This is a genomic window from Roseovarius sp. (genome assembly GCF_030373445.1).
Taxonomy (GTDB): Bacteria; Pseudomonadota; Alphaproteobacteria; order Rhodobacterales; family Rhodobacteraceae; genus Roseovarius.
Map to the genome: position 1 here is coordinate 159857 of NZ_JAUCYU010000012.1, position 26648 is coordinate 186504.

Annotated in this window: 24 protein-coding genes and 1 tRNA gene; 14 read left to right on the plus strand and 11 right to left on the minus strand. The window is 65.0% G+C overall.

What is annotated here, in order from left to right; translation table 11 throughout:
- Nucleotides 1-3 precede the first annotated feature (3 nt).
- The 3 genes from QUV18_RS19790 to QUV18_RS19800 all read left to right on the plus strand — a co-directional run bounded on the left by QUV18_RS19790 (nucleotide 4) and on the right by QUV18_RS19800 (nucleotide 2763).
- On the plus strand, nucleotides 4-327 hold the full coding sequence (locus QUV18_RS19790) for a TraR/DksA family transcriptional regulator (RefSeq protein ID WP_300895820.1): 324 nt from the start codon (nucleotides 4-6) through the stop codon (nucleotides 325-327).
- A gap of 85 nt (nucleotides 328-412) precedes the next feature.
- Nucleotides 413-622, plus strand: coding sequence for a hypothetical protein (locus QUV18_RS19795; RefSeq protein ID WP_300895821.1), 210 nt, complete (start codon nucleotides 413-415; stop codon nucleotides 620-622).
- A gap of 89 nt (nucleotides 623-711) precedes the next feature.
- Entirely contained in the window at nucleotides 712-2763 is a 2052-nt protein-coding gene (locus tag QUV18_RS19800) for an enoyl-CoA hydratase-related protein (protein WP_300895822.1), read from the plus strand.
- Nucleotides 2764-2772: 9 nt separating this feature from the next.
- Here QUV18_RS19800 and QUV18_RS19805 read toward each other — a convergent pair whose 3' ends face one another.
- Nucleotides 2773-2988, minus strand: coding sequence for a hypothetical protein (locus QUV18_RS19805; RefSeq protein ID WP_300895823.1), 216 nt, complete (start codon nucleotides 2986-2988; stop codon nucleotides 2773-2775).
- Between the two features lie 150 nt (nucleotides 2989-3138).
- On the opposite strand from QUV18_RS19805, the gene QUV18_RS19810 reads away from it, so the two are divergent.
- Entirely contained in the window at nucleotides 3139-3399 is a 261-nt protein-coding gene (locus QUV18_RS19810; RefSeq protein WP_057819835.1) for a DUF2312 domain-containing protein, read from the plus strand.
- Between the two features lie 184 nt (nucleotides 3400-3583).
- A complete protein-coding gene (locus QUV18_RS19815) occupies nucleotides 3584-3859 on the plus strand; it encodes a hypothetical protein (RefSeq protein ID WP_300895824.1) in 276 nt (91 codons plus the stop codon).
- 24 nt (nucleotides 3860-3883) lie between these two features.
- On the opposite strand, the gene QUV18_RS19820 is transcribed toward QUV18_RS19815, so the two are convergent.
- The 7 genes from QUV18_RS19820 to QUV18_RS19850 all read right to left on the minus strand — a co-directional run bounded on the left by QUV18_RS19820 (nucleotide 3884) and on the right by QUV18_RS19850 (nucleotide 11735).
- On the minus strand, nucleotides 3884-4642 hold the full coding sequence (locus QUV18_RS19820) for a hypothetical protein (RefSeq protein WP_300895825.1): 759 nt from the start codon (nucleotides 4640-4642) through the stop codon (nucleotides 3884-3886).
- A complete protein-coding gene (locus QUV18_RS19825) occupies nucleotides 4642-6015 on the minus strand; it encodes an amidohydrolase family protein (RefSeq protein ID WP_300895826.1) in 1374 nt (457 codons plus the stop codon). The genes QUV18_RS19820 and QUV18_RS19825 overlap by 1 nt, the downstream gene beginning before the upstream one ends.
- Nucleotides 6016-6305: 290 nt before the next feature.
- Nucleotides 6306-7982 (minus strand): alpha/beta-hydrolase family protein, encoded by a 1677-nt coding sequence (locus QUV18_RS19830; RefSeq protein WP_300895827.1) that lies wholly within the window; start codon nucleotides 7980-7982, stop codon nucleotides 6306-6308.
- A 61-nt stretch (nucleotides 7983-8043) separates the two neighbouring features.
- The gene (locus tag QUV18_RS19835) at nucleotides 8044-8817 is read right to left on the minus strand and encodes a GntR family transcriptional regulator (RefSeq protein WP_300895828.1); all 774 of its coding nucleotides are present in this window, start codon (nucleotides 8815-8817) and stop codon (nucleotides 8044-8046) included.
- A gap of 11 nt (nucleotides 8818-8828) precedes the next feature.
- A complete protein-coding gene (locus QUV18_RS19840; RefSeq protein ID WP_300895829.1) occupies nucleotides 8829-10304 on the minus strand; it encodes a tripartite tricarboxylate transporter permease in 1476 nt (491 codons plus the stop codon).
- Nucleotides 10305-10323: 19 nt separating this feature from the next.
- Entirely contained in the window at nucleotides 10324-10788 is a 465-nt protein-coding gene (locus QUV18_RS19845) for a tripartite tricarboxylate transporter TctB family protein (protein WP_300895830.1), read from the minus strand.
- 5 nt (nucleotides 10789-10793) lie between these two features.
- On the minus strand, nucleotides 10794-11735 hold the full coding sequence (locus QUV18_RS19850; protein ID WP_300895831.1) for a tripartite tricarboxylate transporter substrate binding protein: 942 nt from the start codon (nucleotides 11733-11735) through the stop codon (nucleotides 10794-10796).
- Nucleotides 11736-11850: 115 nt separating this feature from the next.
- Between QUV18_RS19850 and QUV18_RS19855 the strand changes: the two genes are divergently transcribed.
- Nucleotides 11851-14151 carry a DUF3604 domain-containing protein gene (locus QUV18_RS19855; RefSeq protein ID WP_300895832.1) on the plus strand — a complete coding sequence of 767 codons (2301 nt, stop codon included), beginning with the start codon at nucleotides 11851-11853 and terminating at the stop codon, nucleotides 14149-14151.
- Between the two features lie 34 nt (nucleotides 14152-14185).
- Here the strand turns inward: QUV18_RS19855 and QUV18_RS19860 are convergent, their stop codons facing one another.
- Complete coding sequence (locus tag QUV18_RS19860; RefSeq protein WP_300895833.1) at nucleotides 14186-14719, minus strand: GNAT family N-acetyltransferase; 534 nt, start codon at nucleotides 14717-14719, stop codon at nucleotides 14186-14188.
- 132 nt (nucleotides 14720-14851) lie between these two features.
- Here QUV18_RS19860 and QUV18_RS19865 point away from each other — a divergent pair, with 132 nt between their 5' ends.
- A complete protein-coding gene (locus QUV18_RS19865; protein ID WP_300895834.1) occupies nucleotides 14852-15601 on the plus strand; it encodes a helix-turn-helix transcriptional regulator in 750 nt (249 codons plus the stop codon).
- 33 nt (nucleotides 15602-15634) lie between these two features.
- Here QUV18_RS19865 and QUV18_RS19870 read toward each other — a convergent pair whose 3' ends face one another.
- Nucleotides 15635-16510: a hypothetical protein gene (locus tag QUV18_RS19870; protein WP_300895835.1), complete on the minus strand. Its 876-nt coding sequence runs from the start codon at nucleotides 16508-16510 to the stop codon at nucleotides 15635-15637.
- Nucleotides 16511-16632: 122 nt separating this feature from the next.
- A complete protein-coding gene (locus tag QUV18_RS19875; RefSeq protein WP_300895836.1) occupies nucleotides 16633-17439 on the minus strand; it encodes a hypothetical protein in 807 nt (268 codons plus the stop codon).
- Between the two features lie 177 nt (nucleotides 17440-17616).
- Here QUV18_RS19875 and QUV18_RS19880 point away from each other — a divergent pair.
- The 7 genes from QUV18_RS19880 (at nucleotide 17617) to QUV18_RS19910 (ending at nucleotide 26492) form a co-directional block, all read left to right on the plus strand.
- Nucleotides 17617-17692: transfer RNA gene (locus QUV18_RS19880), tRNA-Thr, on the plus strand.
- A 1199-nt stretch (nucleotides 17693-18891) separates the two neighbouring features.
- On the plus strand, nucleotides 18892-21876 hold the full coding sequence (locus tag QUV18_RS19885; protein WP_300895837.1) for a Hint domain-containing protein: 2985 nt from the start codon (nucleotides 18892-18894) through the stop codon (nucleotides 21874-21876).
- Nucleotides 21877-22169: 293 nt separating this feature from the next.
- Complete coding sequence (locus QUV18_RS19890) at nucleotides 22170-22961, plus strand: helix-turn-helix transcriptional regulator (RefSeq protein WP_300895838.1); 792 nt, start codon at nucleotides 22170-22172, stop codon at nucleotides 22959-22961.
- A 524-nt stretch (nucleotides 22962-23485) separates the two neighbouring features.
- A complete protein-coding gene (locus QUV18_RS19895; protein WP_300895839.1) occupies nucleotides 23486-24115 on the plus strand; it encodes a DUF6778 family protein in 630 nt (209 codons plus the stop codon).
- 191 nt (nucleotides 24116-24306) lie between these two features.
- Nucleotides 24307-24918 carry a Hint domain-containing protein gene (locus QUV18_RS19900; protein ID WP_300895840.1) on the plus strand — a complete coding sequence of 204 codons (612 nt, stop codon included), beginning with the start codon at nucleotides 24307-24309 and terminating at the stop codon, nucleotides 24916-24918.
- Nucleotides 24909-25400 carry a hypothetical protein gene (locus QUV18_RS19905; RefSeq protein ID WP_300895841.1) on the plus strand — a complete coding sequence of 164 codons (492 nt, stop codon included), beginning with the start codon at nucleotides 24909-24911 and terminating at the stop codon, nucleotides 25398-25400. The genes QUV18_RS19900 and QUV18_RS19905 overlap by 10 nt, the downstream gene beginning before the upstream one ends.
- Nucleotides 25401-25445: 45 nt before the next feature.
- Nucleotides 25446-26492, plus strand: a complete 1047-nt coding sequence (locus tag QUV18_RS19910) for a polysaccharide biosynthesis/export family protein (RefSeq protein WP_300895842.1) — start codon at nucleotides 25446-25448, stop codon at nucleotides 26490-26492.
- Nucleotides 26493-26648 lie beyond the last annotated feature (156 nt).

Below are 26648 nucleotides of genomic sequence, written 5' to 3' on the forward strand. Positions count from 1 at the left end.
GACATGCCTGACACGACCCCGTACCGCAAGGCGCTGCTCGACCGGCTTGGAGAGCTCGACAGCCGCCTGCACCAGATCGAGGCCGAGCTTGACGAGCCCCATTCCAAGGATTGGGAGGAGAACGCCGTCGAGCGCGAGGGCGACGAGGTGCTCGAACGGCTGGGCCACAGCGGCGAGGCCGAGATCGCCCGCATCCGCGCCGCCCTGCAACGGCTGCGCGACGGCACCTATGGCGAATGCGTCCGCTGTGGCGAGGACATCGCGAAGGCCCGGCTGGATACGCTGCCCGATACGCCGCTCTGCCGCAACTGCGCGGCGGCGGCCTGATGTGCCGCCCGGCCGCGCGGCGATGGCGCGGGCGGGCGTTTGTGAACGGTGATCCCGGTACCAACCGCAACCTGGGAGGACGACCATGACCAAGCTGACCGAAGACATGAACCGCTTGCACGACCGCATCCTCGAGACCGATGAGGAGCACAGGCACCAGTTCCGGCCGAAGCTCACGGAATTGATCGAGCGGATGGAGGAGGCGGGCGAAAACGTGCCGGCCGGCATCCGCGACCTGCACGAGGAGCTGACCGCCGACGCCATCGAGGCACAGTTCGACAACATGCCCGTGTGATCTGCGCACCGGTGCCGCGCAACGCTTGCCAGCACCTTGTTTGTCCGGTCTAATCGCGCGGAACGAACCGGGTGAAGGCGGGGGCAGGCGTGACGCAGCAGGTGCAGCAGCGGGTGCAGGACGGGGTCACCGTTCTCACGCTCGACCGCCCGCCGGGCAATGCGCTTGTTCCGGCGCTCAGGTCGGAACTGCGCGAGGTGCTGCGGGCCGCCCTGGCCGATCCGGCGATCCGCGCCGTGGTGCTGCACGGCGCCGGTAGCGGGTTCTGCGCCGGGGTCGATCTCAACGAATTCACCGCCGACGAAGACGGGCCACGGGTGCCGCTCAACGACCTGTTTGCCATGATCGAGGAGGCGCCGAAGCCGGTGGTCGCGGCGCTGCACGGCTCGGCGCTGGGCGCCGGGGTCGAGCTGGCCCTCGCCGCCCATGCCCGCGTGGCGCAGCGCGGCACGCGCGTCTCGATGCCCGAGGTGACGCTCGGCCTGGTCCCCGGCGGCGGCGCGACCCAGCGGCTTCCCCGGCTGGTCGGCGCGCAGGCTTCGCTGGAACTGATGCTGTCGGGCCGCGCGGTGGAGGTGACGGATGCCCGCCTGGCCCGCGTCTTCGACCGGATCACCGAGGAAGACCCGCTTGCCGCCGCGCAGGAGCTGGCCGCAAGCCTGGCGGACAGTGCCTCGTGGACCCGCACGCGCGACGTGACCCGGGGCCTTTCGGACCCGGCGGCGTTCCAGGCGGCAGTGGGCAATGTCGCCGCCCGGATGCGCGCGGGCGGCTCGGCCGAGGCCGATATCCTCGCCTGTGTCGAGGCGGCCCAGCTTCTGCCCTTCGACCAGGGGCTGATCTTCGAGCAGAGCCGCCACGAAGAACGCCTTGTGCTGCCCGAGTCGCGGGCGATCCGCCATGTCTTTACCGCCGAACGCCGCGCCGCAAGCCTGCCGAGAACCGCCGTGGGCGACGTGCCGGTGATCCGCACCGTGGCCCTGACCGGCACGGGGCCGAGGCTGGCGGGGCTGGCCGCGCTGTGCCTTTCCGCGGGCATGGACGTGCTGCTGCTGACCGCCACGCCCGACCAAGCCGCGGCGGTGCGGGACACCCTCGAGACGGCCCTGGCCGAGGCGGTCGAGGCCGGCCGCCTGGCGCCCGGGGTACGCGACGACCAGCTGTCGCGGCTCGTACCGCTGGAACGCCCCGAGGGGCTGGCCCGCGCCGACCTGGTGCTCGACACCGGCACGCCCGCCTTCGAGCGGCCGGTGGCCTTGCCCTCCAGCCTGATCTGGGGCCTGCTCGACGAGGCGACCGGGGCCGAGGGGCGCGCGCGCGAAGCGGGCGCCGCCGGCCGCCTGCTGCGCCTGCGCCTGCCGACCGGCGGCCCGGCCGTGCGGCTGGCCGAGGTGGCCGCCCCGCCCGAGGCGCCCCGTGCGCTGTCATGGGCCGTGCACCGTGCCTTCTCGACCGCGTCCCGCTCGGTGCTGCTGTCGTCCGAGGCCACCGGTTTCCTGAGCGACGCGATGGGCGCGGCCCTGTTCGGGGCGGCGCTGACCCTGCTGGCGGGCGGGGTGCCCCCGGCGCAGGTCGAGGCGGCGGGGCGGACACTCGGCTTCGCGCGGGGTCCCCTGCGGCTGATCGACGAGCTCGGCGCCGTTCCCACGTTGCGCCGTCTGCGCCGCACCTTCGAGGCGCGGCAGGTGCCCGAAGGCCCGCTGCGCCTGCTGTCGGACCGGCTTGCCGATCACGGGGGCGACACGGCGCGCGCATTGGCCTTCCATGGTCCCGCCGGGCAGACGCTTGCGCCCGATCCCGGCCTGGCCGACTGGCTGGCGGCATGGCGCGCCGAGCACCCGGATCATGCGCCCGGTTGGCCGGGGGTCGACCCGGCGCTTGCCATGCACGCCGCGATGGTCAACGAGGGCGCCCGCCTGATCGCCGCCCGTGCCCTGCAGCGCCGGTCGGACCCCGACCTGGTGATGATCCGCGGTTTCGGGATGGAGCGGACGAGCGGCGGCCCGCTGTTGCAGGCCGACCTGAACGGCCTGCTGGCCCCGATGCGTGCGATGGCCGCCCTGCGCGGGGTCAACGCCGCCCTCTGGGCGCCGTCGCCGCTGCTCGACGACATGCTCAAGAACGGCGAACGGTTCTTCTGACGGGGGGCCTCAGCCCAGTGCGATGCCCAGCACCACCAGCATCAGCCCCATCACCGACAGGAGCAGCGCGCCGGTGTTGAGCGGCACGACCTTCTGCAGCTCGGCGCGCAGCGCCTCTTCGCTCAGGCCGGCCTTGCGCGTCTTCCAGACCCGCACGATGCACCACACGAGCCCCGCGAGGCCCACCAGAGAAACGCCGGTTCCCAGCCAGATCAGCACGTCCATCGGCACGCTCCTTTCGCGACTACTCCATGGGCATCCCGCCGCCTAGCGCACCGGCGCCCCGCGCGCAAGCCGCGAGGGCGCGTGGTTGGGCCTTGCAGGGGCATCGCGGCAGCTTTAGGAAAAGGGCCCGGCCCAATCGGAGAGGATGCCATGACCGACGTGAATACCGATGCCAGCTATCGCGTGACCGCCGACGAGCTTCGCCAGTTCATCGAACGGTTCGAGCGGCTGGAGATCGAAAAGAAGGACCTTGCCGACCAGCAGAAAGAGGTGATGGCCGAGGCCAAGGCGCGGGGCTACGACACCAAGGTCATGCGCAAGGTGATCGCGCTGCGCAAGCGGGACAAGGACGACATCGCCGAGGAAGAGGCGGTTCTGGAGATGTACAAGGAAGCGCTTGGCATGGCCTGAGGCCGTGCGGGGCGATCCGGTCATTGAAAGGCGTGCCATTCCGCGTTTGAAACGCGGTCGAAGCCATGGCACTGTGAACGGGATTTCCCGAGAAAGGATTTGCCCCGTGCGACATGTTGCTGTTCGGCTTGCATTAACCGGTTTCATCGCGATTGCGGCAGGCCCTGCCCTGGCAAACTCGCTGTTGCGGCAGATCGAAAGCACGGGGCTGACGCAAGAGGATCTCAACATCATGGTCCGCGCCGGCGGAGAGCTTTATGCCAGCCGGGCGGCGCGGCCGGGTGAGGATACCATCTGGTCGAACCCGGCCACCGGCGCTTACGGGTCCGTCGAGATCACCTCGGTCTCGGGCAAATGCGTCGGGTTGAACTACAAGTTCCGGACCCGCCGGAACTCGCGCATCCAGACCGTCCAGACACGACGGTGCCTGAACGATGGCCGCTGGGTGCTTGCCTCCTAGGGCAAGGCACCCAGCGGATAGCGCCTAGAAGCGGAAGGTCGCGCCGACGATCGGGCCGGTCATGCTACCCTCGAAATCGGCGCCGCCGTCGGTGTAGTCGATGTAGAGGTGGCGCCATCCGCCCGACAGGTAGAAATGTTCGCTGACCTTGTAGTTCGCGGTCACCGCCACCTGCCAGGTCACGTCGGAGCCGACGCCGAAGCCGCCGCCATCCACGTAGGCCAAGAGGGACCAGCGCGGAGAGAGCCGCGTGTTGGCTCGCAGGGCGACGACGGGATCGGTGAACCTGGCCTCGGGTGCGAAGCTGATACCGGCAAGCGGGACAGCGACGGAGCCGTCGATACTCCAGAACCGTGCCCCGCCGAGCAGGTCGAGCGTCGTATTCGGCCCGGCCTGGAAGCGCTTGCCGGCGGCAAGCGTGACCGACCGCATCTCCAGCTTGCCGGAGGCCGGGATGCCCGGGGGCACGCGGCCGCCTCGGGAGGAGGCGGAATAGGTAAGGTCGCCGAAGAAGACGAGATCGCCGCGGCGCGCAAGCGCGGTCATGAAGAAGGCGCCGTCCGAATCCTTCAGGACATCCGAGAAGGACCTGTCGAAAGAGAGTCGCGGCGCGCCCGGGAAGGGCCTGAAATCGCCGGTGACACCGGCGCCCCAGCCGTAGAGCGTGACCTGGCCGGACCATTCCGACGACCCGGCCTGCGCCGTGACGGGGGCCAGGGCGGTGATGGAAAGTAGGGCCGCGGCGGCAAGGGTGCGCAGGCGATGGCGTGGATTGAAGGGCATCACAGCGTCTCCTTGAACACGCGCCCGCCCTTCATGACGAGGCGCAGTTTGCTTTCCGGGTCATCGAGGAAGTCGAGTTCGGTCTCCGGGTCGCCGTCCCAGACCAGGATATCCGCCAGCGCCCCCTCGGCGATGACCCCGAGCGCACCCGGGTAGGGCGCCCGTTCCCCCGACAGGGCCAGCAGCTCTCCCGCCGCGCCGGTTGCCATGCGGAGCGCCTCGAGCGGTGGCATGAACCGCGCCAGCTTGGCCAGCTGGCGCCCCTGCGATGCCGCGCCGCCGGGGTTGAGCAGCACGTCGGTGCCGAAGGCCATGTTGACGCCCTCGGCCCGGCCCGCCTCGAAGGCGCGCACCGTGCCCTGGGCGACCTCCTGCTGCTTGGCCTGGGCGGCCGGGTCGGAATACTGGTTCGCGTCCTCGTCGGCGAGGAAGGGCTGAATGCTCCACCACGCACCGGCCTCGGCCATCGCCCGGATCGCGGCGTCATCGGCAAGCTGCCCATGCTCGATCGAGCGCACGCCGGCCTCGAGACAGCGCAGGATGGCCTTGGGCGTATAGACATGCGCGCAGACATAGGTGCCCCAGTCGGCCGCGGCCTCGACCGCCGCTTTCATCTCGTCGAGCGTGTACTGCGTCGTATCCAGCGGATCGTAGGGCGAGGCCACGCCGCCGCCGGCCATGATCTTGATCTGGCTGGCCCCCTGCATCAGCTGTTCGCGGGTCTTTCTCAGCACCTCGGTGCGTCCGTCGGCAATGGCGGCCACGCCGGCGGTTTCGGTGTAGTCGAGCGTGTCGCCCATGGTCTTGGGCAGGGTGTTCAGAAGGCGGAAATCGCCGTGGCCCGAGGTCTGCGACAGCATCGCGCCGGAGGGGAAGATGCGCGGGCCGGTCACGGCGCCCTGGTCGACGGCCATTTTCAGGCCGAAGACCGGGCCGCCGGTGTCGCGCACGGTGGTGAACCCCCGCATCAGCGTTGCCCCGGCCTCGCGCCCGGCCATCAGGTGCACCCAGCCGATATCCTGCGTCAGCGCCGCCAGCTTGCTGACGCCGACGAGGGTGGCGTGCCAGTGGCAGTCGATCAGCCCTGGCATCACCGCCCGTCCGCCGCAATCGATGACGTCGGCGTACTCGGGCCCCGACCCGGCCGCCGGCAGGCCGGTGATGCGCCCGCCCTCGACCAGGATGTCGCGGCCGGTCTGCATCGCCAGCGTCGTGCCGTCGAAGTACCGCAGGTTTGTCAGCAGCGTCGGCCGCCCCGGTGTCTGTGCGCGCAGGTCGGTCGGCGCAAGGCCGAAGCCTGCGAACATGCCGACGACCGCGGCCATCCCGCCCAGCAGCCGCCGGCGCGTCAGGTCGGCTTCGATCCGGTCCATGGCCGCCTGTGTTTCGGGGGCGCCACACAGGCAGGGGTTGATCGGTTCAACTCCGGCTTCAATACTTTCACAGCAAGACAGGCACATTTCAAAGAACTCCGTTTGAGAAAATGGGAAGAGATTCCTGCTTACCTCGCAACAACCATAGGATGTGTTCCTGTGATGATAGGCAAGGGGGGACGTGGGAACGCCACCGGGTTTCCCGGCCGCGAGGGCGCTTTCGCGCAAAGGCGTGGCGCGGAGACGACAGGCCGCGGCGTGGCGCACCAGGGCAAGGGAACGGTCGGGCCTCAATCAACGGCATCGGAACATCCTGCCTGAAAGCCCTTGTCGCAATGGGCCTTGAGCCGCGTGGTATCCGCCTGCGTCCAGCCTTGCGGGGCGGTCACCTCGGCCCAGGGGGCTATGTAATCCTGCGCGTAGTAGGCGTGGCCATGCCCGGGCGGCGACCCGAAGGACAACGCCATGTCCAGGGCAAGCTGGAACTGCGTCACCACCGGCACGAACACGAAATGGTCCGACATGTCCTCGGCCGGCGGGTCGCGCATCCAGGGCGGCGCACGCCAGAGGGAATAGGGATCGTAGAACACGACCGGGTCGCTGGAATACTGCAGGAAGGCGATGCGCATCCGGCCCCAGCCGGCCGTCGCCCGCGATGCATCGGCCGTGTGCGAGGCGTAGCGCACAAGCGAGCCGTCGCCGATTTGCGGCAGGACCCAGGGGCTGCCCGGCTCACGCTGGCGCTGCACGTAGTTCCAGAAGACCGATGGGAAGGGCGGGCCGGCCCAGAAGGCGCCGTCGATCGGGTCGTCCATCAGGCGGAAGAGGTTGGTCGCGTGCATGGATGACCACGCCCCGAGGCTCAGCCCGTGCACGTAGAGGCGCGGGCGGGCATCGGCGGGCAGCGTCTTCCAGTGGCCGTGCACGGCATCCTGCAATGCCGTCGCCTGCTCCAGCCCGGTTTCGGTCTCGAGGATCAGGGCCAGCGGGGACTGCAAGTAGGAATACTGCGCCGCGACCGTCGCGATATCGCCGTCATGCATGTATTCCACCGGGTCGTGCGCGCCGGGATCCATCCAGCCGGTGCCTGTCGGGCTGGCCACGATCAGTACGGCGCGCTCGAAGGCGCCTTGCCGCTTGAGCTCGGCCAGGGCCAGTTCCGCCCGCGCCCGCGGCGTCTCGCCGTTGGCGCGACCCACGTAGACGCGGATCGGGTCCATCGCCGGGCGGCCGGTGAAGGCCGAGATGGCGGCGGCATCGGGGCCCGAGGTGATGAAGTCGCGCCCCGGTTCGCCGATGGCGGCCCAATCGACAAGCGACCCGGCGCTTCCGGTCATCCGGGGGTCGGATGGCGGTGGCGGGGCATTGTCGAAAAGCGCCTGCGCCGTCTCGTAGCTTTCGTCGAGGGCGGCAACGACACGGTCGAATATCCCGTCGCGCGTGACCAGGAAGAGGAGGGCGGCCACGGTGACAAGCCCGAGCACGTTGGCCCGTCGCGGCGGCATGACACGGTAGAACCGGGCCCGGACCAGCCGGAAGAGCGCCGCGACGAGACGCCCCAGGGCAAAGGCCGCGGCGAACACCACCAGCGCGAAGAAGAGGATCTGCCACAGGTTCAGCGCATCCGCGGGCGTCATGCCCATCTTCTCGCGCAGGTCGTTCTGCCAGGTCAGGCTGGAGCCCAGCACCCACAGGAAGACCGCCGCCGTGACGGTTGCGGCAATCCATGTCAGCAGGCGCGCGGGCCGCCCGGCGAGGCGGGGCATGTCGGCCGCGCGCCACAGAAGGCCGACGATCTGGCCGGCCAGGTAGCCAAGCGCCGTGACGAGACCGCCGAGGATGCCCTGCACCACCGGGCCGCGCGGTATCAGGGAGGGTGTCAGCGACGCGGCAAAGAAAAGCAGGCCGAGCAGCAGGCAAGGGACCGAGAACGGCCCGATCACCCTCGCCACGGCCGCCGCGATCATCCGCGCCGCCCTTTCGGTTCGGGCCCCTGGCCGCCCGCCGGGATTCCTGCGTGCCGCCCTGTCACCGGATCAGCTTTCCGAATGTCAGCTTGCAGGCCGTGACCGGCGCATAGACCTTCTGGAAGTAGACCGGCTTCCCGTCCGGGTTCTGGGTTCTCGCCGTGATCTCGTACCAGCCGACCGACTTGAATTCCGGGGCGACGTCAAAGGGGATGTCCGCCGCAGTCACGACCAGCACGTCCTGCTTCACATGCGTGGTCTCGACGCCGAACTCCTCTTTCAGGAAGGCGCGTATGTTCACCACGGTCAGGCTTCCCGAGGTTCTTTCCAGCAGGCCGGGCGCCGTCTTCGGGTGCAGGTACATGCGCGCGTAGGAAGACAGGCCCTCGCTCATCTGGAGCTCGCGGTCGATCCGGAGATAGGTCGCACTGCGCCCCAAAAACCCGGACCATTCGCCCTGGTCCGGCGTTTCGCTGATCTGCACGTTCGCCGCCAGCACCTTCAGGCTTTCCTGCGTGCTGACCGACTGGAACCTGAAATGCCAGACCTGGTCGCCGATGGACCGGTTGTTCTTCACCGAGGTGCCCGACCCCCGCTTGCGCTCGATCAGGTCCATCTGGGTGAGTTGCTGCAAGGCGGCCTGCACGGTGCCCAGGCTGACGCCGCACAGGTCCACGAGCTCGCGCTCGGTGGGCAGGGGGTCGCCGGGCCTCGCGGCGCCGGACCGGATCGCCTCGATCACCGCCAGGCGGACCGCCGAGCGTTTCTTGCACGAGGGATCCTCGAGGTATTTCCGGGCCGAGTCGCTGATCAGCTTTCTCGCGTCCTGTTCCATTCCAGTATCTTTCATTTCCGCACCACCGCCCGACCGAGTATGAACACCGCGAGACCGAAGAAGCCAATGGCGATCGGGCTGCCGAGGACAACCCCCGGCGTTGAACTGTAGAGTAGCACAGATTGCCGCAGTGACGTTTCGAACATGCCGCCAAGCAGGAACCCGATCACCAGGCAGACGACCGGGAAACCGGTGCGGCGCATCGCCAGGCCGACCACGGCAAAGACAAGCATGACCGCCACGTCGAAGCCCGATTGCCCGGGCAGGTAGACGCCGGCGATGCAGAGCGTCAGCACGGGCGGCAGGACCGCCCATTTCGGCAGGCGCGCGACGTGGCCCCAGACCGAGATTCCCATGCGCCCGAGGCCCAGGTGGATGAAATTTGCCATGATCATCGAGGCGAACAGCGCGTAGATCACATCGCCATGCATGGTCAGCATGAACGGGCCGGGCACGATGCCGTGGATGATGAAGGCGCCGATCAGCAGCGCCGCGGCGATGTTGCCGGGAATGCCCAGGGCGATCGTCGGAACGAGGTTGGAGCCCACGACCGCGCTGTTGGCGGCTTCGGTGGCGATGATTCCCTCGGGGTTGCCGGTGCCGAAACTGTCCGGTTTCTTCGACGCGCGCCTGGCCTGGCCGTAGCTGAGGAAGGCCGCAAGCGTCACCCCGAGCCCGGGAAGCATGCCCACCAGGGAGCCGATCATGGAGGACCGCAGGATGGTTTTCCAGTAGGTCAGGAACTCCCGGACGGGCAGGGCCCTGTTCTCGTTGGCGCCCTGGTTGACATAGCCGCTGTCGACGCCGTCCCTGCGCATGTCGAACAGCTGTTCGACGACCGAGGCCAGCGCAAGCGACCCGATGGCCAGGGCCGTCAGGGGCAGCCCGTCGTAGAGGTTGATGTTGCCGAAAGTCATCCTGGGCGAGCTGTCGATCGGGTCGAGCCCGATGGTCGACAGGAAGATCCCCGCGAAGATCGCGACCAGGGCCTTCAACGGGTTGTCGCCCGAGATGCCCGAAAGCAGGGCGAACGCGAAGAGAAGGACGGCCGTGTATTCCAGAGGGCCGAACTGCAGGGCGATGGCCGCGAAGGGCACCACCAGGACGATCAGCAGGATGTCAGAGATCGTGTCGCCGGTCACCGACGAGTAGAGCGCGAATTTCATGGCGCGGACGGGCTCGCCGCGCCGCGCCATCGGGTTGCCGTCCAGCGCGGTCGCGGCCGCTTCCGGTGTTCCCGGCGAATTCAGCAATATGGCCGGAACCGCGCCACCGGACGTGCCGCCCTTGTTGATCCCCACGAGGAAGGCAATCGCCGAGACGGGCGACATGTAATAGGTCATGGGAATGAGAACCGCCAGGGCGGTGACGCTGCCAAGGCCGGGCAGGGCGCCGATGACGATGCCCAGCAATATGCCGGCGGCGATGAACAGCAGGTTGGTCAGCGTGAAGGCCGCCGCGAAGCCGGTGACGAGGTTCTCGATCATGGAAGGCCTCCTCGCAGGGTCACGGCAGGTAGACGCCGAAGATCGAACGCGCCCCGAGCCAGACCAGCAACGGGAAGACGATCGAGACGGCGGCGATCACGAGGCGGTTGCGCCCGCCGGCAAAGAGCATCGCCCCTGCCGTCAACGGGATCGCCAGTGCGAGGAACCCCAGCTTGCTGAACGCCAGCAGGATCACCCCGGTCACCGCCGACGCCAGCAGCAGGTCGGACAGCACGCTTCCCGGGGGCACGGGCAGCGCTTCGCCGGTGTCGCGCAAGAGTGTCTGAAGCACCAGGCCGATGGCCAGCAGGAACACCACGCCCGCGGACAGGTAGGGTATCAGTGACGGGGGCAGATCCCCGGCGCTCGTCCCCTCCGAGACCTGGAGGGGAACCAGCCAGAGGATGCAGCCCAGCGCCATGGCGGCAAGGAGTCCCCCCGCCACCACGTTGATGCGCCTGGTGCCCGGACCCTTTCGAGGCATGACGCTCACTGCGTGGCCGCGACGACGGCTTGCAGGCCGGCCGCCGTTTCGGAGATCTCCGCCGTGATGGCCTCGGAGCCGAGATAGGCGACCGGGAACATCAGCTTATTGGTCACCATGTCGACGACCTCGTCGTCTTTCGTTGCCGCCTCGATCGCGGATTCGAGCGTGGCGACAACCTCCGCCGGTATGCCCTTCGGCGCGACGATCACGGCCTGCGACGGCATCGAGACGCCGAACATCTCGCCGATCGAGGGCACGTCGGGGCTGGCCAGAAGGCGTTGGGCGTTCATCGACAGGAGCACCTTGATCTTGTCGCCGTAACGGTTGTGAACGCCGCCGCTCCAGGCAAAGTCGACCTTGCCGCCAAGCAGGAAGGGGACCATCTCGCCGCCGCCCTTGGTGGGGATGCCGGTGAACTCCACGCCGCGTTCCTTGCCGATATAGTTGATATAGGCGCGGGACATGGCGCTTTGATCCGCGAAGTTTAGTTTCGTGTCACCGGCCTGGGCGATCAGCTCATCCAGGGTGTCGAAAGGCGCGTCGGCCTTCGCCACGATGGCCTGCTGGTACTCGGTGACCTTGGCGACATACTGGAAGCTGTCGAGATCGAACGCCACATCCTGCGTCAGCGGCGGCCAGAGCAGCGAGGAGGATGCGGCGAACATGATGGTGTAGCCATCGGGTTCCGCCGCGGCGACCTCGGTTGCGCCCACGGCGCCGCCCGCGCCCGGCCGCGTCTTGACGACGACTTTCGTTCCCAGTTCCGCGCCAAGCGCATCGGCGACGATGCGGCCCATCGTTTCGGTGCTTCCGCCGGCCCGGTACGGGATGACCATGGTGATCGGCTTCGAGGGATAGTCGGCGGCGGCGCCGGTGGATCCGGTCGCCAGTCCGGCTGTCATGGCAAGGGCGAGGATCGCTCCGCGGCGGGTGAAGAGAGTCATTGGGGCCTCCGTGTCGGGTTGGTTTGTTGAATCAAATCTGCTCTGTAGTTTACTATAGTTTTGCTATAAAGCAATATTGATAGATCGGTCAGTTCAAATCCAGGGAGCAAACCACATGACCTTGCCCAAGAAAGCAGCACCCGTTCCGACGCGGCTTGTCGGCGCGAACGGCCCGTCGGTCCGGCCGGGCGACGACCCGGCAATCTACGGCTCGGCGGTTCTGGAAGCCCCTGAAATCGTTGAGGTGCGCACCTACCAGACCTACCGTGTGCGCTATACCGTCGGGCGGCTCGGGCTGGACGACACCGGCGCCGTGCGGGTGGCCTTCCGGATGATCACCGATGCGGGCAAGCCGCAGGCCACGGACCCGACGGCGGCCAACTACGTGTCGGCCGACTGCAGCGGCGACGGGAAAATGAGCCTGCGAATCGGTCCCGAAGGGGCGCGCCCCTGGATCCTGACGGTCACCGCGCAGCTCAACGGCGGCTATCTCAGCGAAGGCGACGAGATCACGCTGACCTTCGGGGACACATCTAAGGGCTCGCCGGGGATGCTCATGCAGACCTTCGTCGAGGAGGGCTACGAGCTGAGGGTGATGACCGATGTTCAGGCGACCGGTAACTTCCTTCCGTTGCCGGACCAGTTCGCCATCGGCGTTCATCCGGGGCCGGGCAGCAAGTGGCGGGCCGTATTGCCGTCGCTGCGGCAGATCGGTGAGGGATTTCGCTTTGGGCTGAAATGCGAAGACAGGTGGGGGAACCCCACGGATCAGGCCTCGGGCAGGGTTAGAATCGAAACCAGCATGCCGGTCGACGGCCTGCCCGAGAGCTTCGACTATGTGCCATCCGACCGGTCCATGATTTTCGACGACCTGGCGGTCAACGAAACGGGCACGCTGCGGGTGAAAGTCTATGTCGACGACATCCTCGCCTGCGAAGCCGGCCCGCTGGTGGTGAGTGACGCGGGCCTTTCGGGCTACTGGGGCGACCTGCACGGCCAGACCGGCGAGACCGTCGGCGTGAACTCGATCGAAAGCTATTTCGACTTTGCCCGCAACAAGGCGTTTCTCGACGTGTGCGCCCATCAGGCCAACGACTTCCAGATCAACCAGACCTTCTGGCACAAGCTGAACGACCTGACGGCCCGGGTGAACGAGCCCGGCAGGTTCACGGTGTTCCCCGGCTACGAGTGGTCCGGCAACACCGCCGTCGGGGGCGACCACAACGTCTTTTACGCCACCGAGGGCCGGCCGATCTATCGCTGCTCCCATGCCCTGCTCGAAGACCGGTCGGACATGGCCGATGACGCGAACACGCTGACCGACCTTTTCGCGAAACTGAAGGACGAGGATGCCACGGTCTACGCCCATGTCGGCGGGAGGTACTGCAACATCCACTTCGACCATGACCCGCGGATCGAAACGGCGGTCGAAATGCATTCGGCCTGGGGCACCTTCGAATGGGTTCTGACCGACGGCTTCCTGATGCGCCGCCGGGTCGGGGTGGTCTGCAACAGCGACGGTCACAAGGGGCGGCCGGGCGCGAGCTATCCGGGGGCGTCCCGTTTCGGGGCCTATGGCGGCCTGACCTGTTTCCTGACGGAGAAGAACGACCGCGCCGCGATTATGGAAGCCCAGAGACGCCGCCACCATTACGGCACCACGGGGTGCCGCATGCACCTGGCCGTGTCCGCCCGGTTCGAAACCGACGCGGCCCTGTACCGGCGCAACCCTCTGGCCTGGCCGGAGGAGACGCCGGAGATCGTGCGCTCTGCCATGATGGGAGACATCGTGCAGGTCTCGGACGAGACCGTGGAAACGGAGATCCGGGTGGAGGCGCATGCCGGCATCCTGGAGGTCGAGCTGCGCGACGGGGCCGGGGTTCTGGAAAGGCTGCACCCTTACGGCGCGGATGACCTTGGCGACCGCATCCGCGTCACCTGGTCGGGGGCGGAATACCGGGGCCGGGGCCGGGACGTGCGGTGGACCGGGCGCGCGCAGTTCGACGAGGCGCGCATCCGTGACCTGGCCACGATCAACCCCTGGAACCCGGAAACGGTGCTGGAGCAGCGCGGCAGCCGGAGCGTGGTGTGGAACGGCGTCACGACCGGCAACTTCATGGGGTTCGACGCGCATTTGACCGACAGCCGGAATGGCCGCCTGCACATCACCACGAACCAGGGCGAGATCGACGTCGCCCTGGCGGAAATCGGGCTCGACCCGGTGGTGTTCGACGCCGGCGGTCTGGGCAAGAGGCTCACGATCCAGCGGCTGCCCGACGCCCCCCTTGTCCGCCGCGTGACTGCCACGAGGTCCGTTGCCGTCCATCCCTCCGGGGACACGCCCGTCTGGGTCAGGGTCACCACCGAGGACGGCTTCCAGGCGTGGAGCTCGCCGATCTACCTGTACCGGGACTAGGGGCCACGCGCGGGCGTGGGCGGGGGCCTGCCGGTCAGGCGCCCCCGCGGGGCCGCTCGAACAGGCGCACCTCCTGTCCGGACCTGTCGATGGCGCCGAAATCGCGATAGCCGATATCCTGCGCCAGCCGGATCGACACCGGGTGCGCCGCGCTGACGACGCAGACCGTGACCGGGGCGTCGAGCCCCCCGTCCGCCCATTCCAGCACCGCGCGCATCGCCTCGCGCGCATAGCCGTGGCCCTGGGCCCGGGGTGCCAGGATCCACCCGGCTTCCGGCTTGCCGTCGAACTCCGGGCCCAGCCCGCGGCGGTGATCGGCAAGCCCCACCTCACCCAGGTAGTACCCCGTCTCGCGGTGCTCGACCGCCCAGAACCCATAGCCCGCCAGCCGCCAGTGCCCGGCATATTTCAGCAGCCGCGTCCAGCTTTCCGCCGGGGTCGAGGCGGTGCCGGTGATATGCGCCGTCACCGCCGGATCGCTCCACAACCCGTGCAGCGCGTCATGGTCCGTGGCCTCGTGCCCCCGCAGGCACAGCCGGTCGGTGATGAGAACCGGTGTGTCCGGCATGCCGCTTTCCTCTCCTGGACGCCGTGCGCCACCGCTGCCCCGGCATTGTACAATGATGTACCGGCCATGTAAGGTCAGGCCAAGGGGGCCCTTTGCTGACCGGGCGCCGCAAGACTGTTGAAGACGTAACCCGTGACCACGCGCTTTGCGAACCTGCTGATCGACACCGCCGACGCGCTGGCCGAGGCCGGCGATGCCGACGCGGCGTGGCAGGTCATCAACCGGGTCGGCACGCGGCTCGGCGCGCGCTCGGTCAACGCGGGCGTCTTCCTGACGGGCACCCCCACCATCGCGTGGATGCGCAGCACGATGAACCCCGACTGGCTCGAGGAATACGCGGGCGATGCCCTGCACGAGATCGACCCGCTGCTCAAGGCCTCGATGGCGGGCGAACCGCCGCGCCTTTACGATGTCGGCTTCCAGCAGCAGCTCGGCCCCCCCGATAGCCGCTATCGGCAGTTGCACCACCGCATGATGAGCTATGGCTATCGCTACATGCTCACCCACAACTGGCAGCACGGGCCCGAGAACAAGTGCCTCGTGCTGGGCTGCGAGGACGATCCGACCCACCTGTTCGGCCCCGGCACGGCGCGCGCCTTCTCGGCGGTGGCGGCCATGCTGTCCTGCCGGCTGGAACCGCCCGGAGCTGCCACCACCGATGGCCGGGCCTTCGGCTCCTCCTGGCAGGGGCTCGAGCCGGTCGAGGCCGAGATCCTGTCGCGGCTGGCCCAGGGGATGACCGAGGACGACATCGCCGAACGGGTGGGGCTGAGCGAGGCCGACGTGCTTCGCGTGATCTCCAGCGCGGCGGGCAAGATGCAGGCCACGTCGCGCGACGAGGCACTGGCGCTGGCGGTGCTGCGGGGGCTGCTGACGCTCTGACGGGGCGGGAACGGGGACGGGGCAGGGGCCACTTCAGGGCGTGATCATGGTCACGCCCGGCACCCGTTCGATCGCATAGAGGTCTTCCTCGTAGAGATCGGTCAGCCGGTCGATCTTGTCCTCGGTCCAGCCCTCGATATCGTATTCTTCCTCCACCGCCTCGTCGTCGGCGAACTTGTCGAGAAAGGCCGAGATCACCCGCCGTTTCTGGATCTCCGTCATGCCGGGATGCTCTTCGACATAGGCGTGGAAGCGCTTCATCCCGGCCTCGGTCATGATCTCCTGAAGCAGGCAGAACTCGCCCTCGAACCCGGTCAGCGGTTCCAGCGCCGCCATCTCGCGCACCACCTCGGCCCAGATCAGCGGCGTATCCTCGTTGCACCAGACGGTGATCGGGATATCCGGCACCTGCGCCCGGATCCGCTCGAACAGCTCCGACCAGCGGAAGCTGTAGGGGTCGTAGCCGCGGAAGATGTCGTCGATCGTGTTGAAATTGGTCATCGCCAGCAGGGCGGGCATGAAGGTGGCGGGGTTGCGGATGGCGAAGAACAGCTCGACCTCGTCATCGGGGAAGATTTTCCGCACCGCTTCCAGCCGGGCACAGGCGGCGGGGTAGAACATCCGCTTCACCGCCATCTTGTGGGTGCCGAAGAAGCTGTCATTCGACAGGATCAGCCGGTCGGCCTCCTCCTCGCCGGGCAGCACGGCATCGAGGATCACCTCGCGCGCATCCGGGCTCACCCCGTCCTGCGTGGCGGCGTTGACGATGTCGCGCAGCAGGATGCGGTAATCGTCGGGCCTCGGCACGATGGTGCCGCGTTCCGCCAGCATCCCGGCATTGTCGACAAGGCAGTTGATCAGCCTGTCCTCGTCGGTCACATGGGCACCAGCGTGAAGAACGACCTGCATGAAACTTCCCGGTTCTACTCGTCAATCGCCCGCCAATATAAAGTGTTTTGCAAGCAGTTAAACAGCTTTCGGACGCCTCTGCGGGGGTGTTGCGCCCGCGTCCGGGGGGCGGGGCAGGGCGGTCATCCCCCGGCTTTCTTCCGGGTCAGCCCCTCGCGCTGGTAGGCCTGTATCCGCTCGCGCTTGGCCGCGTTCAGCGCGGCCTCGTCGAGATCGGACCGGTTGAGCCGCAACAGCTCCTCCACACCGCCCGCGGGCTGCATGTTGTAGGACTTGAACGGCATCAGGTCATCCGCCGCCACCCCCAGCTCCCGCAGGATCGCCCCCAGCGGACCCTGCGGTTCGCCCGACAGCGCCTCGATGGGGCGCGAGATCACCCGGGCGCGGGCCCCCAGCCGCGCGCGCGTGGCCACCACCACGTCGTCGAGCCGCGCGGCCCGCTCCAGCCGGGGATGGTAGGCCGCGAAATCCTCGGTGATCCGCATCGAGCGCAGGTTCTGCCAGTAGACGCTGCGCGCCCAGTCCCCGGCTGCGCGCGTGGTGAAGTAGAAGGTGATGTCCGCGCCCGTGCCGAAATGCCCCTCCAGCACGTCCGCCAGCCGTTCCGTGAAATCCGGCGTCGCGTCATAGCTCCAATTCTCCTTCCGACCCGGAATCCACCCCAGCAGTTTCTCCGAGCTCACCAGAAGCGGCCGCGGATCGCCCGGATCGAGCGGCGCCACCGCGGCGGCGAACCCGGCCGCGTATTTCTTCAACCGACGCGGCGCGGGCTGCGCGGTATGGCGGCGTGCGGCGGCAATGGCGTCGGGGAAATCGTCCATCTGCAGGACGCGCACCCGCGCGCCCAGAACGCCCGCGTTGCGCTCGAGCCCGTATTGCACGCTCGTCGTGCCGGTCTTGTGAAAACCGGGATGAACCAGAATCCGCATGCCCTGCCTGCCCCCTTGACGGTTTCGCCCAGCCTATCCCTTCGACCGGCGGGTTGAAAAGCGGCGCCGTCCGGACCACGCTTTCCCAGTTGCATGCGCGCCGGAGCTTTGGCATTAGAGCGCCAGCGGCCGGCCCAGCCTTCGGGCCCGGCCGCCCGGGGGTCAAATGCCACCTCCGCCCCTATAGCTCAGCTGGTAGAGCAACTGATTTGTAATCAGTAGGTCGGGAGTTCGAGTCTCTCTGGGGGCACCATCATATTCTCTCATACGGTTGGAACATCAACAGCCTAGGATCTGCGGGTCAAACGCTGTCTCCTCCATGTCCCCTCCCTCGTGTTCCCCTCGGCACAGCCCAAAGCTGACAAAAGTTGTCAACGGCGGTGTAAGGTCAGGCCATTCTGCGGACGCTTGAAGCGGCATGGCGAACATGCCCTTCCTCTTCAGCGTAACCGTCGGCATACGACTTGGGCCGGTGTTCCGCCGCTGGCTCGGCGCTCGAGAAAGATACTCGCCCGAGGGAACCTGATCGGGCTGGCAAACGCGGTAGATCCGTGGCGTGACAACACTCTGCCTGACTGCCAGACGGACGATCCCTCGACTGATTCTGAATTCTTTGAATGGCGCCAGTTTTGTCGTTCCGGAAGAGCGGGTGGGCCATCAACCGGGCTCGAACTGAGTACTTCGGACAAGATAAACGGCAGAAAATCGGTACACAAAGCATAAATCAGAAATTTATTTCTGGAACACGACTGAAGCTCATTCGCTTCGCTGGACGCCTCCGGTTTCGTTGTTCTTCGGTCGAATGGGAGCTCGGTGACGTCATTGCAGTGTCGATAGGCTGCAGGTTCGGAGGCCTTCAGCCGAGGGGGCGTAGTCCTTAGTGCTTCACGATTGCGCCGATGAGCTTCAGTGGATTTTGGCTGTGGCGGGATGGCAACAGGGCGTTCCTTGCCTGGTTTCGAAAAATGAGACTATTGGTGAGCACATAGGCACCAACTTAGGGAGCCTGGTTTTACAAGTGCAAAAGGGCCCGACGACGGAGGCGCGGACATGATCGTTTCCCGCACAGGCGTTGGCCATTGATGAAGGATAAGGGCGATGCCGTCTTGTGTTTCATGATGTCGGAAAGGGTGTGAGCTGCGGCCAACTCCTCCGTGGTTCGGGGCGATTATCTCTCGCGGGATCAAAACCGCGCTGCCCGAGAACGGAAGTTTGGCTCTCTAAGTGCGGGATGATCAGCCTCGAGTTCTGACCGCGCTCGGAAAATGCACCGCTTTCCCTGGCGACGACTTGGGCATGCACCAGGAGGGGCGCCCCCTCCGCGTCGCATAGAAATTTACCGAGATTGAGGGGCCATTGAATGGCTCGCTGTCCAACTATCGAGCTTGGGCAACGGTCGCGTGCGGGCTCCGCGTAGGTCTCGCAAGCGCAATGAACGTGGAGAACTAGCGAATGGCCCTGACGAGAATACCTAACCACCTTGATCTGCCCGGGGAAGTTGGGTCCGGGGTGACCTTCGTGACGTCGTCACTCGATCTGTCTTCCGGAAGTAGTTACGACGTAACCTTGGCCGATCTTCGGCAATTTGATTTCGACACAAACGACGATGGTCGCCACTTGTTGGGAGAGACCATTACGCTGGACGATGGCGCCATCAGCACCACCCTGGACGGGAATGTTCAGGTCGTCACTGCCAATCTCACCCTTGATGACGGCAGTGTCATCAGTTGGGCCAACAATATTCGTGTTATGCCGCTCGCGAATGGTGAGTACCTTTGGTACGTCGTTTCTGTTCCGCCGGAGTATGAAGACGCAATCATTGAATCCATCGAGATAGTTTCCAGTTACGAGGGCAACGCCCAGCTCGGCACTTACAGCCCCTCAAGCATCGACCTTCGGAATGGTATTGTCGATGGCACGGACAACGCCGATCAGATCGATGAGAATTATTCCGGTGACCCAGGTGGCGATTATGTTGACAACGACGACAATACTGCCGCCGGCGTGGATGCCGGCGGGGCTGCCGGTTCCGACGATGACCTGATCGAGGCTTATGGCGGCAACGACGTTGTATTCTCGAGAGACGGAAATGACACCGTATACGGCGGGACCGGCAACGACACGATCGAAGGAGGGGCCGGCAGTGACAGCCTTTCCGGGGGCGATGGTGCAGACCTTCTGCGGGGAGATTTTGCAGCTGGCAACTGGACGCTCCCCGGTGCCGGCGCAGATACGCTTGATGGCGGGGCTGGCAACGACACCCTGTTCGGCGGTAATGGAGACGACGAACTCTTCGGTGGCACCGAGCATGATGTCCTGCAGGGGGAACTGGGAAATGACCTCGTCGATGGCGGCGCAGGTGATGACTACCTCATGGGGGACTCATCCAATTCCAGTAACACCGGCGGCAATGATACGATCTATGGCCGCGACGGATTCGACGCCATCGACGGTGGCGCTGGAGATGATCTCATTGACGGTGGAGTGGGGAACGACACTGTCTGGGGAGATTTCGGGCTATACGACAATGAAAACAACGGTGCCGACACGATACATGGCGGCGGAGGCAACGACCTTCTGCACGGCAACTTCGGCGACGACTCGATAACCGGTGACGACGGTGATGATACTCTATACGGCAACGGGGGGTATTACACGGAGAGCGGAATTCCTGGCGTCACTGATAACGATTTTCTGGACGGCGGCGCCGGGAATGACCAGATCGACGGTGGCACTGGAAATGATACGATATCCGGCGGGGCAGGGCTGGATTCGATCTGGGGCGGACTTGGTGACGACTCGATCGAGGGTGGCGACGATGACGACCAGATTTCCGGAGACAACGGACTTACCCCTGGGGTTGGTGGCAACGACACCATAGATGGTGGCGGTGGTAATGATGATATCACGGGCGACGCCGGCGACGACTTGATCTTCGGCGGCGTCGGACACGACACCATCAATGGCGATGAAGGCGATGGCAGCGAAGCCGTCGGGCACGACACCATCTACGGCGGCGACGGGAATGACCAGATCTTTGCCGACGCCGGGGACGACCTTGTATTCGGCGAAGGCGGCGATGACCTGATTTCGGCGGATACCGGTAACGATACCGTTGATGGTGGAGACGGTCACGACGAGATCTACACGTGGACCGGGGACGATGTGGTCGATGGTGGAACCGGCGACGACTACATCGATTCAGGGGCCGGTCACGACTCGGTTCTTGGCGGAACCGGAAATGATTTCATCCAGACCTTCGACGGCAACGACACGGTGTTTGCCGGGGATGACAACGACACCGTCTATGCAGGCGACGGGAACGACACGGTCGATGGCGGGCTGGGCAGCGATTCCGTCGATGGCGGTGCCGGCAACGATACGCTTTCCGGGGGCGGCGGCGGCTCGGATACTCTGACCGGCGGATCCGGCGACGATCTGTTCATAATCTCAGGCGGTGCGGGCGACGAGATCTTTCTCACCGATTTTGGTGCCGGCGAAACGGAGGGCGTCAACGGCATCAGCAGCGACAATGACTATGTCGACCTGACGCCGTGGTACAACGACGCCACACTCGACGCCTACAACCAGGCGAACGGAACCGCGTTCGGAACCCCTCTGGGCGCGCTTGAACATGATGCGGCGGATGGTCAGCTCCAGTGGATCGCTGCTTCCGGTGGGCCCTCGGTTTCGGTGTCCCTGAGCGGAACCGGTGCCATGGATACCGAGCATACGGGGGTCGTGTGTTTCTCGGCAGGCACGCTGATAAAGACGCGGCATGGCGAAATCCCGATCGAACGTCTGAAGGCTGGAGACTTGGTGCTCACGTTGGATCAGGGTTATCAACCGATCAGGTGGATTGGACATCGGCATCTGACCGAAAGCGACCTGCGCAATAACCCGCAACTCCGCCCAATTTGCATTCGTGCAGGCGTGTTGGGCCCAAATCAGCCGGATCGCGATCTCGTCGTTTCGCCTCAGCACCGGATCATGATCGGATCGAAGATTTCAGAACGGATGTTCGGTACGCTTGAAGTTCTCGTGCCGGCAAAGGACCTTCTGGAAATCGACGGAATAGATGTCGTCGAGAGCATGAGTTCCGTCGACTACTGGCACTTCTTCTTCGCGGCGCATCAGGTGGTGTTCTCGAACAGCGTCCGAACCGAGTCGCTCTATCCGGGGAAGCAAGCCCTCAAGATGGTGGGGGCGGAAGCAAGGGAAGAGATCTTCTCTATTTTCCCACAGTTTCGGGAGTTCTTGGAGGGAACCGGAACGGCCGTGCCAGCGCGAAAACTCGTCAGCGGCAAGAAAGCGCGCCGTTTGGCAACAAGGCATGCGGCGAATTCAAAGTTCGTCGTTTCCAGCCTGGAATGCGAGCTGAGCGGTGCTGAACATCGCGCTGGGGGAGGTGTCCAGAAGGCCGCTGCCTCGGGCTAAGTCAATACGCCGTCTTCAGTTGTCGCGGCCAGTGTGTCGATCGCGTGGATACCGACCAACGCAGTCCGTTCGGGGCGGGCGAAAGCCAGGGCGGTTCATGCCGGGAAACGGATGCCGGTTCCGGGGGCGCCGTTCTGCAGTGACAGCAGGGGCCCTGACGCCTGCATGACGCCGGTCGCGTCATGTGCCACCGCACTCGGGTCAGTGACGAGACGGCCAAAAGCATACATCTTCTCGGATGACCTAAAGTGAGCTACTCTCCTTCACGGGGAAGACTTGCATGGGGAGTTGCAGTGAAGAACCAGTATGTTTACCACCTGACCAAGAATTTGAAGACCCTCGTGGCGGCGCAGGCCAGTGTGGCCGAAACGGCCAAGAGGCTCGATATCAACCGCCAGCAACTGAACAAGTACATTTCCGGAGCGACGACGCCATCCCTGAGGGTTCTGTCCATACTGTCCAGAACGTTCGGCATTCCCATCGACGATTTCCTTCTTGCCCCGGAAGAATTCACCGAACGCTATTTCGCGCAGTCGACGGGCACGGATTTCCCCCTGGAAGTCACCACCAAGATCGACGAGATCCTTCACGCTGCGGCTGAGGCAGCGCCAGACCTGAAGGCGTATTGCGGCACGTATTTCCGTATCAGCAAAATGCCGAGCATGCCGCACAAGATGCTACGGGCGATGTTTTACATCTATCAGTACGAAGGGCTGACCTTCGGGCTGGCCGTCGAGGTGTTTCCTACGCCCGGCGATCCCAGTGGCAGGAAGCTGTTCTTTCGCCGCCAGGCAACAATGATGCATTTGCGTGGTGATCGAGTTTATACGTTCGATGCATCCCAGGATACTCGCTTCCTGTTCGGAATTCTCTACGCCGAGACCATGCCAGGGTTTGACTTCCTCCAAGGCCACTCTCTTGGAGTTTCTGACTATGGTTCGCGCCAGATATTCTCCCAGCCTTACGTGTTGCAGCGCCTGGGCGCGAGACGTCCTACTCTGAGCGATATCAGGGCCTGCGGAATCCTGGATCGGAACGATCCGGCGATTCCGGAGGAAGTGCTGCACCGGCTTGCCCAGGTTTAGACAGGCTCAATCTTTTTTTCTGCGCCGAGGCGTTTCGTGAATTGTGCAGGCACGGTCACTTCGGTGACCACGCTTGTCCGATACGGCCTGAAACAAGTCTGAAGCAGCCAGTGGACACCCTTGAGCCGAAGCAGAGCGGCTTCGGGGAAGCGTCATCGTGCGTTGGGTGCCGGGTGCCACGACGGGCAGCGTTCGTACCCCTGCACCATGCCGGACGTGGGACGGCAATCCGGTTTCCGCGGCCGTCAGGTGGCGAAGTGACTTTTAGCTGCACCTTCTCCTGGCAGGCGACTTAGTTGCGCCAAACCCGACGCACGAAAGCGTCAGATAGGCCGGAATTTGCAGCAAGGTAGAGAAATTATCACGTGGGACATTCTGGCCTATAGCCCTCCGTATGTGAAGCGCCCTTGGGACAGATCGGGTCGGTCGCGGGAGATCGGGCCCGCCAAGGGTGGAGAAAATGCAGCTGCCCCAAGGCAGTCGCTGGCTTGAGAAAGGTAGGCTGATTGGTGTCCCTAACGCAGTTGCTACGTGTCGAGGCGCACGCCGCGCGTGCCGTTGTTCGCACTCTATTCCTGGTTTCCACGATGATTGGGGCTGCCGGGTGTAGCTCGCAGTTTTCCGTCGACTACACCCCGGTGCCTGCCGAACGTTCGAAGGCCTGGACGGTCCAGTCAGTCAAGGTCGCCGTGCCCGAGGAACTGACCGTCAGTGACATGAACGTCCTCATTCCCGACGCGGACATCGTCTGGCATAGCGACGGCCCGGGGGATCGCCGCGCACAAGTGGCTGACGTGCTCAAGGACGGGATCGAGCTGGGCGCGCGCGGGCTTGGAGGTCCGGTTCCAGTGATTGTCGAAGCGGAGCTGGTGCGCTTCCACGCGCTTACCCCTTATGCCTTTCAGGTTGCCCCTCCGGGCACCGGCGTCGAGAGCGTGAGATTCAAGGTCGTTGTTCGAGACGCCCGGACACGAAAGACGCTTCTCGCGGAGGGTTTCATTTCCGCCGATGGCCGAGCGGTTGCCGCCAAGGATGGCGGATTTCGTGGCCCCCAGGAACGCACACGTATTGTGAGCCGAATTGCCACCGTCACGCGGGGCTGGCTGGGGCTGGGCGAGGACGTGCGTCAATCGTTTCGGCGCCTCGGTCGATGATGTTTGGAGGTGCAAGCACTCCCCGTGAGGCGCACCCCACGTCGCGTTTCCCACGGCGCCCTGACGGGTCGGTATCGGATCGAGTGAGGATGCTGTTTTTGCAAAGCCCATGAGGCCCGCACGGGTGTGAGGGCATACGGGCGGCCAGAGATTACGAGTTCACTCGGAGGCCGCTTGGGAGGAGAACCAAAATGTTGAATTATGACGATTTGCGCGGGCGTTCCGTTTTTCCGGTCAAGCCCGGCCTGTTCGCGGCCGGATCGAAAGTAATGACGCCTGGTGGGCCTGTCGCCATCGAGTCACTGAACGAAGGCGATCGTATCGTAACCTACGATCGTGGCGCTGAAACAGTACGCGGGCGCCTGCGTGTCGTTCTGCCTGCTCGAGGATTGATCGCGCCGATCTGCATCGGAAACGATGGGGCGCCCGGGTTGATCGTATCTCCGCACACGCTCGTCATGATCAATTCGCCGCTTTGCGATTATCACTTCGGATCGCCACGGGCGATGATCCGCGCTGCATCGCTCCGGGGTGATCGTTTTGCGCGTGTCGTCGATGAAGGCGAGATGGAGTTCATCTCTCTCTACATCAATAACGCGGCGATGATTTTTGCGGAAGGCATGATCTGTGAAACCGCGGGCGTTCAGGAAACCGCAGACAGACAAGACGACAGCTTCCTGCAGTTGTTGTCAGCCCCGAAGACCAAGTTTCCCGTTCTGAGCGATGAAGAGGCCCGGTTGCTGTACACCATGGCCGGCGGGGCGGTGAACGTCCTCAAGCTTGATCACCAGGGGTGGAACTGATGAGTGGTTCCGGTCGCGATCGAGACCCCAAAAACGGTTATGCCGAGCTGTACAGTGAACCTTGTGCCGACGTGCCGACCGTCCGCACACTTTGGGTGACGCGAAAATTCGAAGACGCGTTGGCGGAGGCGAAGGCAGGCGATGTCGAGCAAACCGATGTGCTGCAGCTTTCGAACGGCGCCATCCTGCTTCAGGGTAGCCGGGAACTGTCAGTGAGGCATCGCTCGGAGTTCTTTGACCTTTCCGACCCGTCTGAAATGCATGTACTGGCCTCGGTTCATTTCGCGAGGAGGTTCGTGAGCCCACCGTCGATTATGCTCGCCTTCGGGCCGTCGCGGCCGGGGGTCACGATCTGTGCGGAACGTGTCACCTCCGAGTCTTTCACGATCGCCATGCAGTCCGCCTGCGCTGATCCGATTGACGTCAGCGTTTCGTGGAAAGCCGTCGGGTTTTCCACGTTTGGCAATTTCTCGATGGTTTGACCGATGAAACAGTCACGTCTGCCTGCAAGCCGGCTAAGGTTCCCCTTGTCGCTGATACTCCTGAACGTCACGCTTGCCGCGTGCGGTGTGCCTTCGGATGGGCCGTCAAATCAGGCAGTGCTGAACAGTTCCGAGGTCGAACTGATCGATGTGACGCGCGACGTGGCGACCTCTCTGAGGGAAGAGCCAGGTCAAGGCTTTCCCACTGAATTCATTCGCCAGCCATTGCCTGCCATCGACCGCATCGGCGAGGGTGACGAGCTGCAGCTTCAGATATTCGAGAATATCGATAACGGGTTGTTCAGCAGCGTTCGTGGCGCCCCGACAACGATCACACCTCTGATGGTCGACAGTACCGGGCATGTCAGTATCCCCTATGTCGGCCGCATTCGCGCCGTCGGGAATACGTTGGAGCAGTTGCGCATGATCATCGAGCGCAAACTGTCCCAGCAGACGCCGGACCCGCAAATCATCGTGTCCCGGGCCGACAAGGCCGGGCTGTCGGTTACGGTTTCCGGAGACGTACAACAGCCGGGTACCTATCCCCTGGAAGTTGCCTCCCGCAGCATCGGTGCGGTCATCGCGCAGTCTGGTGGAGCCTCGGCGCCCCCGACGCAGGTGCAAGTGACCCTGCGCCGCAATCGCACTGTCGGAAGCGCCAGCCTGCAGGCCATCCAGAGCGATCCTCGGCAGGACGTTGCCATCCTTCCCGGCGACAAGGTCATCGTCACCATAGGCCATCATCGCGTATTCGTCCTTGGCGCGACGGGCACTCAGAGAGTTGTGCCGCTGGACAAGCCCAGGCTGACCCTGATTGATGCGTTGGCCACGTCGGGCGGCCTCAACGCCGAAGCGGCAAATCCCGACGCGGTCTATGTCCTGCGGACAAGGGCAGGCGAACGCCCGACCGTGTATCGCTTCGATTACTCGGAACCCGAAGGATTGATTGCTTCGTCGGCGTTTGTTCTCCGGGATGCCGACGTCGTCTATGTCGCGGAATCTGCAACCACGAAGTTCGGCAGGATCCTGCGGGCGATGCTGGGGGCAGCAACACCCGTCAACCAGATCGCAGATCTCGCAAACAGTGGATGACCGATGACGATTGCCATTATTCCAGTCGCGTTTGATCGTACCCCTCGGAGTGGGGTTCCGGAGTTGTACGAGGTCGGCGGAAAGTCCCTGCTCGAGCATTGCAGATAGTGTCCCATCGAATGGTGTAAGAGCGCCGACCTTCGGTAAGGCCCGAGC